At 67.3% G+C, this 13663-nt stretch carries 13 protein-coding genes and 1 riboswitch; of the genes, 5 read left to right on the top strand and 8 right to left on the bottom strand.

Features of this window, described 5'->3' with window-relative positions; translation table 11 throughout:
* Positions 1–46 precede the first annotated feature (46 nt).
* From KHO22_RS07395 to KHO22_RS07380, 4 genes are all read right to left on the bottom strand, one after another.
* Positions 47–1408: a GntP family permease gene (locus KHO22_RS07395; protein ID WP_211946449.1), complete on the bottom strand. Its 1362-nt coding sequence runs from the start codon at positions 1406–1408 to the stop codon at positions 47–49.
* A 129-nt stretch (positions 1409–1537) separates the two neighbouring features.
* Positions 1538–1930, bottom strand: coding sequence for a RidA family protein (locus KHO22_RS07390; protein WP_211946448.1), 393 nt, complete (start codon positions 1928–1930; stop codon positions 1538–1540).
* Positions 1931–1972: 42 nt separating this feature from the next.
* The gene (locus KHO22_RS07385; protein ID WP_211946447.1) at positions 1973–3436 is read right to left on the bottom strand and encodes an N-acyl-D-amino-acid deacylase family protein; all 1464 of its coding nucleotides are present in this window, start codon (positions 3434–3436) and stop codon (positions 1973–1975) included.
* 4 nt (positions 3437–3440) lie between these two features.
* The gene (locus KHO22_RS07380; RefSeq protein WP_211946446.1) at positions 3441–4361 is read right to left on the bottom strand and encodes a MurR/RpiR family transcriptional regulator; all 921 of its coding nucleotides are present in this window, start codon (positions 4359–4361) and stop codon (positions 3441–3443) included.
* A 185-nt stretch (positions 4362–4546) separates the two neighbouring features.
* Between KHO22_RS07380 and KHO22_RS07375 the strand changes: the two genes are divergently transcribed.
* From KHO22_RS07375 to KHO22_RS07365, 3 genes are read left to right on the top strand one after another with little or no spacing between them, the layout of a single operon-like run.
* Positions 4547–5815, top strand: coding sequence for an amino acid deaminase (locus KHO22_RS07375; RefSeq protein WP_211946445.1), 1269 nt, complete (start codon positions 4547–4549; stop codon positions 5813–5815).
* Between the two features lie 12 nt (positions 5816–5827).
* A complete protein-coding gene (locus KHO22_RS07370) occupies positions 5828–6763 on the top strand; it encodes a sugar kinase (protein WP_211946444.1) in 936 nt (311 codons plus the stop codon).
* A gap of 48 nt (positions 6764–6811) precedes the next feature.
* A complete protein-coding gene (locus tag KHO22_RS07365; protein WP_211946443.1) occupies positions 6812–7453 on the top strand; it encodes a bifunctional 4-hydroxy-2-oxoglutarate aldolase/2-dehydro-3-deoxy-phosphogluconate aldolase in 642 nt (213 codons plus the stop codon).
* Positions 7454–7555: 102 nt separating this feature from the next.
* On the opposite strand, the gene KHO22_RS07360 is transcribed toward KHO22_RS07365, so the two are convergent.
* The 3 genes from KHO22_RS07360 to KHO22_RS07350 all read right to left on the bottom strand — a co-directional run bounded on the left by KHO22_RS07360 (position 7556) and on the right by KHO22_RS07350 (position 10702).
* Positions 7556–7687, bottom strand: coding sequence for an entericidin A/B family lipoprotein (locus KHO22_RS07360; protein WP_041680161.1), 132 nt, complete (start codon positions 7685–7687; stop codon positions 7556–7558).
* A gap of 127 nt (positions 7688–7814) precedes the next feature.
* Positions 7815–9137: a bifunctional diguanylate cyclase/phosphodiesterase gene (locus KHO22_RS07355; RefSeq protein ID WP_211946441.1), complete on the bottom strand. Its 1323-nt coding sequence runs from the start codon at positions 9135–9137 to the stop codon at positions 7815–7817.
* A 251-nt stretch (positions 9138–9388) separates the two neighbouring features.
* Positions 9389–10702 (bottom strand): hemolysin family protein, encoded by a 1314-nt coding sequence (locus KHO22_RS07350; RefSeq protein ID WP_211946440.1) that lies wholly within the window; start codon positions 10700–10702, stop codon positions 9389–9391.
* Positions 10703–10870: 168 nt separating this feature from the next.
* On the opposite strand from KHO22_RS07350, the gene KHO22_RS07345 reads away from it, so the two are divergent.
* On the top strand, positions 10871–11752 hold the full coding sequence (locus KHO22_RS07345; RefSeq protein ID WP_211946439.1) for a helix-turn-helix domain-containing protein: 882 nt from the start codon (positions 10871–10873) through the stop codon (positions 11750–11752).
* Here KHO22_RS07345 and KHO22_RS07340 read toward each other — a convergent pair.
* Positions 11740–12366: an acyloxyacyl hydrolase gene (locus KHO22_RS07340; protein ID WP_211946438.1), complete on the bottom strand. Its 627-nt coding sequence runs from the start codon at positions 12364–12366 to the stop codon at positions 11740–11742. The genes KHO22_RS07345 and KHO22_RS07340 overlap by 13 nt on opposite strands.
* A gap of 220 nt (positions 12367–12586) precedes the next feature.
* A riboswitch (FMN riboswitch) is annotated at positions 12587–12749 on the top strand.
* Between the two features lie 176 nt (positions 12750–12925).
* Between KHO22_RS07340 and ribB the strand changes: the two genes are divergently transcribed.
* Positions 12926–13597 carry a 3,4-dihydroxy-2-butanone-4-phosphate synthase gene (gene ribB, locus KHO22_RS07335; RefSeq protein WP_211946437.1) on the top strand — a complete coding sequence of 224 codons (672 nt, stop codon included), beginning with the start codon at positions 12926–12928 and terminating at the stop codon, positions 13595–13597.
* Positions 13598–13663: the final 66 nt, after the last annotated feature.

Below are 13663 nucleotides of genomic sequence, written 5' to 3'. Positions count from 1 at the left end.
CAAGGCAATCCCGATTGACACGGGTGCCCTGGCCCGGCCCGGGCGGTCAGACGACGGTGGCGAGTGCCAGCGTCAGCAGCAGGGCGATGACCGAGATCAGGGTTTCGCAGACCGACCAGGTCTTGAAGGTCTGGGTCACGGTCATGTTGAAGTACTCCTTGACCAGCCAGAAGCCGCCGTCGTTCACGTGCGACAGGATCAGCGAGCCGGCGCCGGTGGTCAGCACCAGCAGTTCCGGGCGGGTGCCCGGCACGCTGGCGGCGATCGGGGCGACGATGCCGGCGGCCGTGGTCATGGCCACGGTGGCGGAGCCGGTGGCGATCCGGATCATCACGGCCACCAGCCAGCCCAGCAGCAGCACCGAAACGTGGGCGTTGGTGGCCACGTCGACGATGGCATTGGACACGCCCGAGTCGCGCAGGATGCGGCCGAAGCCACCACCGGCGCCAACCACCAGCGTGATGATGGCCGTGGGCGCCACGCACTCGTTGGTGAACTTGAGGATCGACTCGCGATTAAAGCCGCGTGCCTTGCCGAAGGTGTAGAAGCTCACCAGCGCGGCGATCAGCAGCGCCATCACCGAGTTGCCGATCAGCTTGAGGAAGTCGTTGGCGAAGGTCTTGGGCGTGGTGAACAGGTCGGCCCAGCTGCCGATCAGCATCAGGATCACGGGCAGCAGGATGGTGAACACCGTAATGCCGAAGCCGGGCAACTGGTGCGAGGCCTTGACGCCTTCGTCTTCCTCGGTGAACTGCACGGCCAGCGGGTTGATGTCGGGAAGCTTTACGTAGCGGTCCATCAGCTTGGCGAACAGCGGGCCGGCAATGGCCGCGGTCGGGACGCCCACGATCAGCGCGTACATGATGGTCTTGCCGATATCCGCGCCGTATGCCGTCACGGCCAGCAGCGCGGCCGGGTGCGGCGGGATCAGGCCGTGCACGACGGACAGGCCGGCCACCATCGGGATGCCGACCAGCACCATCGACGTGCCGGTGCGCTTGGCCACGTTGAAGGCAATCGGGATCAGCAGCACGAAGCCGACTTCGAAGAAGACCGGCAGGCCGACGATAAAGGCGATGGTGACCATCGCCCAGTGCACGTTCTTCTCGCCGAAGAAATCGATCAGCGTGCGCGCGATGCGCTCGGCGCCGCCGGACTCGGCCATCATCTTGCCGAGCATGGTGCCCAGGCCGATCACCAGCGCGATATGGCCGAGGGTGCCGCCAACGCCGGCTTCGAAGGACTTGATGATGTCGCCCATCGGCATGCCCACGGCAAAGCCGAGCAGGACCGAGACGACGACCAGGGTGATGAACGGGTTGAGCTTGAAGCGTGCGATGAGCACCACGAGGGCGATCACGGCGATCAGCGCATACACCAACAGTGTGGTTCCGGTGACGGCACCCATGTTGTCTCCTTCTGTGGAAAAAAGGCCGCTTGTAGCGGCAATAGTTCGGCTTGTTGTTTTCTCCCCTCTCCCGTGTGCGGGAGAGGGTTAGGGGCGCAGACAGTCAGTCAGTCGAGGCCGGCGGCAGGCTCACGCCGTCGGCTTCTTGTACGCAATGCAGTCCACTTCGACCTTGCAATCCACCACCATGCTGGACTGCACGCAGGCACGGGCGGGCGGGTTGGCGCCGAAGTATTCCTTGAAGATCTTGTTGAACGAGGCGAAGTCACGCGCGTCGTCCAGCCAGACGCCGCAGCGCACCACGTGCTCGGGGCCGTAGCCGGCCTCGGCCAGGATGGCCAGCACGTTCCTGATGGCCTGGTGCGTCTGCGCGACGATGCTGCCGTCGACCAGTTCGCCGTTGATCATCGGCACCTGGCCGGAAACGTAGAGCCAGCCGTCGGCAGCCACCGCACGGGCAAACGGCATGTGCTGGCCGCCCTGGCCGGTGCCGCCTTCTACGCCGAATCGCTTGATATCCATGAAAACTCCTGAAATCGGGTGAAACAGAAAAAGGGGGGGAAGTCAGGCCGCCGGCCGGGGGCCGCGCGGCAGGAAGCGGCCGGCGCGCAAGCCGGTGGGCTGGCGCTGCAGCCAGGACAACTCGCCGTTGACCCAGACCGCGGCAATGCCTTCGGCCGGTTGCATCGGATCGGTAAAGCTGGCGGCGTCGCGGATGGTGTCGGCGTCGAACAGCACCAGGTCGGCCCAGTAGCCTTCGCGCACGAAGCCGCGCCCGGCCAGGCCGAAGCGCTCGGCCGACATGCCGGTCATCTTGTTGACGGCCACCGCGAGCGGGAACAGCTCGCGGTCGCGCGCATAGTGGCCGAGCACGCGCGGGAACGCGCCCCACAGGCGCGGATGCGGCAGCGGGTCGTTGGGCAGGCCGTCGGAGCCCACCACGGTGGCCGGGTGGCTCAGGATGCGGTCGACGTCGGCGTCTTCCATGCAGTGGTAGACGGCGCCGGCGGGCATCAGGCGGCGCGCGGCCTCGTGCAGGTCGACCTGCCATTCGGCCGCGATCTCGGCCAGCAGGCGGCCGCCCATTTCCGGCGCGCCTTCGGACCAGGTCACCATGATGTCGAAGTCGCTGGTCACCTGCTTCAGGTCCAGCGTCGACGAACTGGCGGTATAGGGATAGCAGTCGCAGCCCACGGGCTGCCAGCGCTGCGCGGCGTCGACGGCGTCGAGCACTTCCGTGCTGCGGCCCCAGTTGGGCACGCCGGCGCATTTCAGGTGCGAGATCACCACGGGCACGCGCGCATGGCGGCCGATGCGGAACGCTTCGTCCATCGCGTCGAGGATCTCGGCAAACTCGCTGCGCAGGTGCGTGGCGTAGAGCGCGCCGGCATTGGCGAGCGGTTCGGCCAGGGCCAGCACTTCCTCCGTGGGCGCCGAGAAGGCGTTGGCATAGGCCAGTCCGGTGGACAGGCCGAGCGCGCCATGCTGCAGTGCCTCTTCAAGCTGCGCGCGCATGGCGGCAATCTCGGCAGGCGTGGCGGCGCGGTCCAGCTGGTCCATCTGGTTGCTGCGCAGCGCGGTGTGGCCGACCAGCGCCGCGACGTTGACGGCCGGCTGCGCGGCTTCGACAGCTTCCACATACGAGCGGAAGTCCGGGTAGCAGAAGGCATCGGCATGCCCGAGCAGGTTCATCGGGTCGGGCGGATCGCCCGACAGCACGACCGGTGCCGCGCTGATGCCGCAGTTACCGACGATCACGGTGGTCACGCCTTGCGACAGTTTCGGCGTCATTTCGGGCTGGCGGACCACGTTGGTGTCGTCGTGCGTGTGCACGTCGATAAAGCCTGGCGACAGGACCAGGCCGTGGCCTTCGACCACGTGGGCGGCGGCGTCCGGGTCGATGGCGCCGGATTCGTCGATGCGCGCGATCAGGCCGTCGCGCAGGGCCACGTCGGCCATGCGGGCCGCGGCGCCCGAGCCATCGAGCAGCATCACGCAGCGGATCAGGGTGTCGAACAGGTGTGGCATAGGGTCAGTCTCCCAGCGGCTGGCGGCCGTCCGGGCCGGCGCCTGCATCTTGGCCGCGCTCGCCGCCGGGGCCGCGGTGGGCGTCGAGCACGTATTTCAGGCGGCGCAGCCGTTCCTTGCTCTGGTCCTGCTGCAGCAGCGCGCACTGCGTGGCCAGCACGTCCAGCACCAGCAGCATCGCGTAGCGCGAGGCCGACGGCTTGAAGATGAAATCGGTCTCGAGCGTGCGCACCGGCAGCAACACGTCGGCGCGCGCGGCCAGCGGCGACCCCAGCGCGGTCACGGCCACCAGCGTGGCGCCGTATTCGCGCGCGATATCGCAACTGGCCAGCATCTCCGGCACGCTGCCGCTCGCCGAGAATGCGAGCACCACGTCGTCGCGGCTGAGCGTTGCCGCCACCATCTTCTGCAGCAGCGCGTCCTGGTAGCTGGCCACGGGCTGCCCCAGCCGCGCCAGGCGGTGGCGCGCCTCGTCGGCCATGATGGACGAGCCTCCGCCCATGCCAAAAGCGTAGACCATGCGTGCGCCCAGCAACAGGCGCGCGGCCTGCTCCACGCGCTCGGCATCGATCAGCTTGCGGTTGACTTCGAGGGCGCTCAGTACGTCGGCATGGATGCGGTCGGCCAGGGTGGCCGGGGTGTCGTCCGGCACTGACGCGCCATCCGGCTGCAGGAAGCGCATGCCCACCGCGGTGGCCTGGGCCAGCCGCAGCTTGAGGTCGCGCACATCGCGGCAGCCGATCGCCTTGGCAAAGCGGGTTACGCTGGCTTCGCTCACGCCGGCCTTGCGCGCCAGCTCATTGATGCTGGCGGCCGCCGCGCCCGCGAGGTCCTCCAGAACGACTTGCGCCACCTTCTGCTCGGCCAGGCGCAGCGCGGGGCCGCGCTCGGCGATGCGGGTCAGGATGTCGAAGGGCGCGGTCATGGCTCGGGAAGGTCCTGGGGCTGGCGAAGGGCTATAACTGATAGTGCCGGCCCGGGTGCGAGGCGGCGCCGACGCCAGTCAGGCTGCCCATCCGGAAACGGCGTGTTACTTTATAACAAGGATGAAATATCGTAATTTCAGGGATATCATTACGTCAATCAGATTTTTTCAGGGTGATGACAGGCATGCGTGAAACAAAGTACCAAGCCGGCACGATCGATCCGCTCAACAAGGCGCTGGGCAGGCTGGAAGCCCCGCTTGCCCCCGAAGACGCCGGCCAGACCGGCTGGAGCCTGCTGCGCGAAGAGCTCAGCCTGCCGGCCGCGGTGCTTTATGAGGAGCGCCTGTCCCACAACCTGGAATGGATGCGCCGCTTCATGGATGAGTACGGTGTGCAGCTTGCACCCCATGGCAAGACGACCATGGCGCCCAAGCTGTTTGCGCGCCAGCTTGGCGCGGGCGCCTGGGGCATTACGCTGGCGACGGCGCACCAGACCGCGGCGGCCTATGCCCACGGCGTGCGCCGGGTGCTGATGGCCAACCAGCTGGTGGGCCGCCGCAACATGGAAATCATTGCCGACCTGTTGCGCGATCCTGGCTTCGAGTTCTTCTCGCTGGTCGATTCCGCCGACCTGGTGGACCAACTCGGCGCGTACTTCCGCGAGCGCGGCCAGACGCTGCAGGTGCTGCTGGAGCTGGGCGTGGAGGGCGGGCGCACCGGCGTGCGCGACGCCGCGCAGCAGGCCGACGTGCTGGCGGCGCTGGCGCGCTGGCCGGACGCGCTGTCGCTGGCGGGCGTGGAGATCTATGAAGGCGTGCTCAAGGAAGAGGCCGACATCCGGCGCTTCCTGCAGCGCACCGTGGCGGTCACCCGCGAGATTGCGCAGCAGGGCCGCTTTGGCCGCAGCCCGGTGGTGATGTCGGGGGCCGGCTCGGCCTGGTACGACGTGGTGGCCGAGGAGTTCGCCCGCACCGATATCGGCACCCCGATCGAGGTGGTGCTGCGCCCGGGCTGCTACCTGACCCACGACGTGGGCATCTACAAGGCCGCGCAGGAGCGCATCCTGGCGAGCAACCCGGTGGCGCAGAAGATGCGTGAGGGCCTGCTGCCGGCGCTGCAACTGTGGGCTTATGTGCAATCCGTGCCCGAGCCCGGCCGGGCCATCATCGGCATGGGCAAGCGCGACGCGGCGTTCGACGCCGGCATGCCGATTCCGGCGGTGATCTACCGCCCCGGCAGCGCCGCTCCGGTGGCCGTGCCCGCGCACTGGGAAGTCACGGGCATGATGGACCAGCACGCATACCTGCAGATCCGCGCGGGCGACGATGTGCGGGTCGGCGACATGATCGCCTTCGACATCTCGCACCCGTGCCTGACCTTCGACAAGTGGCGGCATATTCCCGTGCTGAACGGCGACATGCGCGTCATCGACATTGTCCAGACCTTCTTCTGAGACGAGCGCGACATGAGCATCGATATCCTGGCCTATGGCGAGCCGCTGGTGGAGTTCAACCAGCAGCCCGACGATCCGACCCGCTACCTGCAGGGCTTTGGCGGCGACACTTCGAACTTCTGCATCGCGGCCGCAAGGCAGGGCGCGACCACCGGCTACATCACTGCGGTGGGTGCCGACGCCTTCGGCGAACGCCTGATGGCGCTGTGGACACACGAGCGTGTGGATACGCGCCACGTCCGCGTGGATCCGGTCGCGCCGACCGGCGTGTATTTCGTCAGCCATGACAGCCATGGCCACCGCTTCGACTACCTGCGCGAAGGTTCGGCCGCGGCCCGCTACCATCACGAACAGCTGCCGCTGGCCGCGATCGCGCAGGCCAAGTTCCTGCATTTGTCAGGCATCAGCCTGGCCATCAGCACGAGCGCCTGCGATGCGGGCCTGGCCGCGATGGAGCATGCGCGCAAGGCTGGCGTGAAGGTGTCGCTCGATACCAACCTGCGGCTGCGCCTGTGGTCGCTGGCGCGGGCGCGCGCCATCATGCGCGAGGCGTTTTCCTTCACGGAAGTGTGCCTGCCGAGCTGGGACGACATTACCGTCCTGACGGGGCTCGATGACCGCGACGCCGTCGTCGATTACCTGCTCGGCTGCGGCGTTGGCCTGGTGGCGCTCAAGCTTGGCGAAGAGGGCGCCTACGTGGCCACGACCGAATCGCGCACGCTGGTGCAGCCGTTTGCGGTCCAGCCGGTCGATGCCACGGGTGCCGGCGACTGCTTCGGCGGCAGCTTCATCGCGCGGCTCGCCGCAGGCGCCGATCCGTTCGAAGCCGCGCGCTATGCGAACGTGGCCGCAGCGCTGTCCACCACGGGCTATGGCGCCGTGGCGCCGATTCCTTCCGCGGACACCGTGCTCGCCAGGCTGGCGCAGTCGGTGTCCGTGATCGCCTGATCGATTGATCTACTGATCTACCTCTTGTCCGCAACCATCCAGACTGCCATGCAAGTTCAACCTTCCCCGCTGCTCGCGCGACTGGCCAATGTGCCGGTCATTCCCGTACTGGAGTTCGGCTCCGTCGACGAGGCGCTGCATGTCAGCGAAGCGTTGGTCGCCGGCGGCCTGCCGCTGCTGGAGATCACGCTGCGCACACCGGTGGCGATGGACGCCATGCGCGCCGTGGCCGCGAAGATTCCGGGCGCATGCGTAGGCGCCGGCACGGTACTGACCGTGGCGCAGCTCCATGCCGTGCGCGATGCCGGCGCGCAGTTTGCCGTGTCGCCGGGCCTGACGCCCGCGCTGGCGGCCGGGGCGCAGGATGCCGGCATCCCGCTGCTGCCGGGCGTGGCCACGGCCAGCGAGGCGATGGCCGCGCTCGAGGCCGGCTTCACCTTCCTGAAGTTCTTCCCGGCACAGGCCGCGGGCGGCGTGCCGATGCTCAAGTCGCTGTACGGACCGCTGTCGCAGCTGCGTTTCTGTCCGACCGGCGGCATTGACGCGGCGCTGGCGCCGAGCTATCTCGCCTTGCCGAACGTGGTGTGCGTGGGCGGTTCCTGGGTAGTGCCCAAGGACGCTGTCGCGGCCGGCGACTGGGGCCGCATCCGCAAGCTGGCCGAAGAGGCCGTGTCGCTGCGGCGGAACTGACAGTCATCGGACGTCATCGCCCATCCGCATGGAAAGCAAAACGGCACGCATTGCGTGCCGTTGCCTTGGATGCGCCGAGCCCCTGCAAAGGGGGCTTGCCACTTACTTGTGGCGGTCTGCCGCGCCTTCCAGTTTCTGGCCGCCGCGCTGGATATCCTGGCCGAGTCCGGCCATGGTATTGCAGCCAGCCAGCAAGGTCGCGAACAGTACGCACCAGATCCAACCTTTCTTCACGCCGGGCTCCTTTGAGGTCATGGACATTTCGCGGCAGATTTTACCCGTCAGCGGCGTCCGGCATCACATGTGATGTGTCGCAATTTGTAAATCGTGCCGAGCAGGCCTTGTCCCCGCCGCAGTGGCATCACGCCGCGGGCCCGAGCAGTTCCCGGGCACGCTGCTGGATCGCCCAGTGCGTCTGTGCCAGCCAGGTGGCCGGAAACGGCTGGGCGAGCAGGTAGCCCTGGACGCTGTGGCAGCCCCAGCCGTGCACCTGTTCCAGCTGCTTGCGCGTTTCCACGCCCTTGGCGCAGACCATGGCGCCTGCCTTGCGTGCCACGGCGCAGGCCGTCCGCAAGCCGGCCGCCGCATGGGCGGGCTGGTGGGCGTGGCCGAGGCTGCGCACGTCCAGCGTGACACGGTCGGGCCGCAGCCGGCCAAAGGTTTCAAGGCTTTCGGGGCGCTCGTTGAAGTCGCTGAGCGACAGTTGCAGGCCGCGCCGGCGCAACGCTTCGAACCGGGCAATCAGTTCGGCGTCGTCGGGCAGGTTGGTGGAGGGCACTTCGATGCAAAGCCGTTGCGGTGCGATGGCCCCGGTATCGAGCGTACGCGTGAGCGCGTCGACCATGTCCAGCTGATGCAATTGCGCACTGGAGGCCAGCAAGGTGAACTGCAGCGGGCCAATATCGGCCGCCGCGTGTGCCAGCGGTGCCAGGCTGCGAAGCAGCCAGTTGCCCACCGGTCCCATCAGCCCGAGGCTTTCCAGTGCCGGCAGGAAGTCCTGCGGCGCGACCCTGCCAAGGGCGGGATGGCGCCATCGCAGCCGGACCGAGTAGCCGCTGATCCGTGCGCCTTCGAAGTCGGCGCGGGGCTGCAGGTGCAGGCTGAGTTCGCCGCGTTCCAGCGCGAGCGGCAAGGCCGTGATCATCTGGTCCGCCGCGGGCGGACCGGCCCACATGGCGCTGGCCAGCCCGTCGCCTCCCTGGCGGCAGATGCGAAGCATGGCGTCGAATGCATGCTGCAGGCTGCGCTCGGCGGCGACGTCGGGATGATCGAGGGACACGCCGACGCTGCAGGACAGGAACAGCTCGGGGCCGTCCAGCGTGAAAGGGCGGGCCAGTTCATCGGCCATGCGCTGTCCCAGCCGGACCGGGTCCGGCGTTGTCGCCGGCAGCGGGGTGACGACCGCCAGGTCGGCCGGCCCCTGCCAGTACATGCGGGCTTGCGGGTGCAACCAGCGCGTCAGGCGCGCCTGCACGAGCTGGCGCAGTCGCGCCGCCCCTTTGGGTCCCAGGGATTCGCATGCGCTGGCAAAGCGATCCAGTCGAATGACAAGAATGACCAGCTGCGCGCCGCCGGAAGACGCGCGGCAATCCCCCAGCGCAGCCACGAATGCGGCGGGCTGGACCATGTCGTACGCATTTCCGGCACGTTGACCGGCGCGGTCGTCGGCGTCGTCTTGGTGCATGCGATCTATTTTGCGCGCAGCGGCGGCAAGAGGCCGGCCACTGTCCACGCTTACCGTTCTGCGGTTGTTTTCGAGTTCTGCCACCAGGATGGCACGTTGCCGTGCCGCCAGTAGCGCGGCGTCCTGTGTGGCGCAGCTTCGATGATACGGCAGGGAGGGCGCGAGGGGCACGCACGGAATCAAAGTGGGGGGATCTGGCCGGCGCCCGCCACGCCGGCCTTGACCGCCGGAGGAACCGGTCGGGGCCGGCGTCAGCCGGTGGTTTCCTCTTCGGGTCCTTCGGACAGCGGCACGCGCGTGGCCAGCACCTTGTCGATGCGCTTGCCGTCCATATCCATGATTTCGAAGCGCCAGTCCTGCCACTGGACGCTGTCCGTGGTTTGCGGCAGGCGGCCGAGCAGCAGCAGGAGCATGCCGGAGAGCGTGTGGTAGCGCTCCTTCTCTTCCTCGGGGACCTGGCGCAGGCCGATGCGGTCCTTCAGCTCGGGGATGGGGATCAGGCCGTCGAGCAGCCAGGAGCCGTCTTCGCGCTGGATCGCCCACTCCTCGTCCACGCTGTCCGGCTTGAATTCGCCGGTGATGGCTTCGATCAGGTCCTGCAGCGTGACTAGGCCGAGCACCTCGCCGTACTCGTCGATCACGAACGCGATCTGGCCGCCGGAGCCGCGGAAGTTCTCCAGCAGTTCCATGCCCGTCACGCTCTCGGGCACGAACACCGCCGGCTGCACCGCGGCCATGAGGTCGGCCTCCTCGCCGCGCAGGCGGCGGGCCAGCAACTGGCGCGCGCTGAGCACGCCGACAATGTCATGCATGCCGCCGCGCACGACCGGAAAGCGGGAATGGTCCGATTCTTCGATGCGCTTGAGGTTTTCTTCCAGCGGCACTTCGACGTCCAGATACACCACGTCCCCGCGCGGCACCATCAGCGAAGCCAGCTGGCGGTCATCGAGGCGGAATACATTGCGCACCATGGTGTGCTCGTGATGCTCGATGACGCCGGCCTCCGAGCCTTCGACCAGCAGCGCGTGGATTTCTTCCTCGGTCACGCCCGAGCCGCGATTGGTGTTGACGCCGAGCACGCGCAGGACCAGGCGCGTCGACCCGGACAGCAGCTTGACGAATGGGGTGCTGGCCACGGCGAGCCAGGCAATCGGTCGTGCCGCCAGCCGGGCAATGGTTTCGGGGGCAAGCTGGCCCAGGCGTTTGGGCACCAGTTCGCCCAGCACGATCGAGAAATAGGTCAGGCCGGCAACGACGATGGCCGTCGCCACATAGCCAGCCGTGGGCTGTGGTAGCCCGAACCCCTGCAGCCATACGCCCAGCGGTTGCGCCAGCGTGGATTCGCCCACCACGCCGTTGAGCACGCCAATCGACGTAATGCCGATCTGGACGGTGGACAGGAAGCGGGTGGGGTCTTCGCCAAGCTTGACAGCCTCGATCGCTCCGCGGTCGCCTTCTTCAATCTGGCGCTGCAGGCGCGCCTTGCGGGCGGTGACCAGCGCGATTTCAGACATGGCGAACAGACCGTTGAGCAGAATCAGCGCCAGCAGTATGGCAATTTCCATCAGGGTGAGCGCCCTTTGCGCGCGGGAATCAAAAGATCAAGCATACCATTCGCCTGTTACACCTTATCGCGGTGTGCGCGACAGGGCGCATATCGCCACTGCAGTGTATGAGCGTCATTACGTCCAAGGTAGTCGCTAGCATGCGCCGCTCATGCTGTAATACGTCACATGGAAACCCTCACACCCGGCTCCGAGACAGCCCTCGACTTTCCCGGCCTGCTGCGATACTGGCGCGGCAGGCGTGGCTATAGCCAGCTTGCGCTTTCGCTTGCAGCCGGGGTGTCGCAGCGCCACATCAGCTTCCTTGAGTCCGGCCGCTCCAGGCCCAGCCGCGAGATGGTGCTGGCGCTGGCTGAACGCCTCGGCGTGCCGCTGCGCCAGCGCAACCGCATGCTGCTGGCGGGCGGCTTCGCTCCCGGGTATAGCGAGCACGCTCTGGTCTCTCCGCCGCTGCAGATGGTCCAGCAGGCCATTTCGCTCATTCTTGCCAAGCAGGAGCCGTTCCCGGCGGTGGTGCTCGACCGTTTCTGGAACCTTGTCGACGCCAACCCCGCTTATCGCCGCATGCTCGACAGGCTGCTCGCCGGCCGCGCACCCGAGGCGCTGGAAGAGGGTGGTGGGCGCATCAACCTGATGCTGACCGTGTTCGATCCGCATGGCTTGTGGCCGGTGATCGAGAACGCCCGGCAGGTCGGCCGCTACCTGCTGCGGCGTGTCTGGCAGGAACTCCAGGTCCAGGCGAACGACCAGGCCGCGCGCGAAATCTTCGCGCGCATCGCGGCCTGGCATCCGGACATGGTGGGTCCCGGCGGTGCGCTGCTGCCTGATGATGAAGCGGCTGATGGTCCGCCGCCGCCGGTGCTGCCGGTCACGCTGCGTGCCGGAACGTTCCGCGCTTCGCTGTTTTCCACGATCACCACGCTCGGCATTCCGCAGGACATCACGCTGCAGGAAATGCGCATCGAGTGCTTTTTCCCGGCCGACGAGGCCACGCGCGAGGTGTTCGAGACGCTGGCGCAAGATTCACCTCCGCGCCCTCAGAAGCGATAACGCAGGTACACCGTGCTGAAGCCCGTGCCCGGGTTCGGTTCCTTGATCCCGGCATTCGAGATGTGCTGGTAGCGGTAGCCGACCGCGAACTGCTGCGCCTTGCCGAACGCCACGCCGACGCCCGCGTATTCCGAGAACTGGAAGGCGGTGGAGTAAACGTGATCGTCCGAGGTTCGGGTCTCGGTCAAAAGGCGCACGCCAAGCGACAGCTCCAGGAACGGCACCCAGCTGTAGCGCTTCCAGGCCACCCTGGCCACCGGCGAGAAGCCGAACTCCCACGGGTTGCGGGGGTTGTTGCTGCTGGTGCTATGCCAGCGTGCAACATTTACTTCCCAGAGCAGGTCGACGAGCAGACCCTGCGGGTTGCCCCAGGCAAAGCCGGAGTCCCACAGGAAGGCGGCTTCGATCTTCTGGACATCGTGGTTGGGGTCGAACCCATAGCCAAGTTGAACGGCAGGTATGGGCGGAGCTGCCTGCGCGGGATTGCTTCCGAGGGCTGCGCCAGAGAGGACCGCGATCAGTGCCGCCTTGCGGAAGCAGCGCGCTCCGGAAAACCCGCGGTGCGGGGAGGCAGTAGCGGAACAGCCGGGCCGGGCATCAGGCAGCGGTCGCATAGGTTGGCTCGTTATTGTCGGGAGACCCGGACCGTGCCGCGTGGCGCGTCCGGGACCGGGCGGTGATGCGCACAGTCCCTTTTTCATCACACCTAAGCTAAGTTGTAGTACACGGCGGACCACATTGCACGCCGAAGAAAAAAGAACAGTCGTGCTACCATCGGCCGGCCGGCACTTGTCGCGCCTTGCTATCGAGGCACGGCGCAGAATGCCGGCACCGTTACGTCTTCAGGGCGGGGTGAAAGTCCCCACCGGCGGTATGTCGCAGCGTACATCCCGTACGATGCGGCGAGCCCGCGAGCGCCTGCACCTTGCGTGCAGGGTCAGCAGACCTGGTGCGAAGCCAGGGCCGACGGTCATAGTCCGGATGAAAGAAGATGGGCGGAAGCCTGCCTGGCCGCCTCGGGCGCAGGGCATCGATGGTCACGCTTGCCGCGGCCGGACGCATGCGTCCGCGCACGGACTCGTGCCGTCATGCCACGCGCCTGCTGTGTTTGCCGGCGCGCTTCCGTTGATCCTCCCCTGAAACGCCCACTGATCAGCTAGCAAGGAGCGTTTCATGCCAAACCTTTCCAACGAATCCGATTCCGTCACGCTTGCGGCCGACGCCGACGAGCGCCCATTGGCCGTGCGCATTGCGCAGGCGCTCGACGCCATGCGCGACGGGCGCCCGGTTGTGCTGCTCGATGACGACGACCGGGAGAATGAGGCCGATCTCATTCTGGCCGCCGAGTGCCTCACGCCATCCAATATGGCGATGATGATCCGCGAATGCAGCGGCATCGTCTGCCTGTGCCTGACGGCTGCCAAGGTGCGCGAGCTTGGCTTGCGCCCCATGGTGGAAAACAACCGCAGCCAGTACGGAACGGCGTTCACCGTGTCGATCGAGGCGCGCGAGGGCGTCACCACCGGCGTGAGCGCGGCGGACCGCATCACGACCATTCGCGCGGCGATTGCCGACGATGCCGGGCTCGATGCGGTGGTCAGCCCGGGCCACGTGTTTCCGCTGGTCGCGGTGGATGGCGGTGTCCTGGTGCGGCGCGGGCATACCGAAGGCTCAGTCGAACTGGCCCGGATGGCCGGCCTGTCTCCGGCCGCGGTGCTGTGCGAACTGATGAATCCCGACGGCACCATGGCGCGCCGTCCCGAGGCGCTGGCCTTCGCCGAAATGTACCGGCTGCCCGTACTGACCATCGCCGACCTGGTCGCCTGGCGCGAAATACACGGCTGATCGGCGGTGGGCCTTGCGCCGCACGGGTCGGCAAGCGCGGCGGCATATGCGACAATGCGGATCGTT

This window comes from Cupriavidus yeoncheonensis (assembly GCF_905397275.1).
Classification (GTDB): Bacteria; Pseudomonadota; Gammaproteobacteria; order Burkholderiales; family Burkholderiaceae; genus Cupriavidus; species Cupriavidus yeoncheonensis.
The sequence above is the reverse complement of the archived record's forward strand: the minus strand, read 5'-3'. Positions and strand labels throughout refer to the sequence as shown.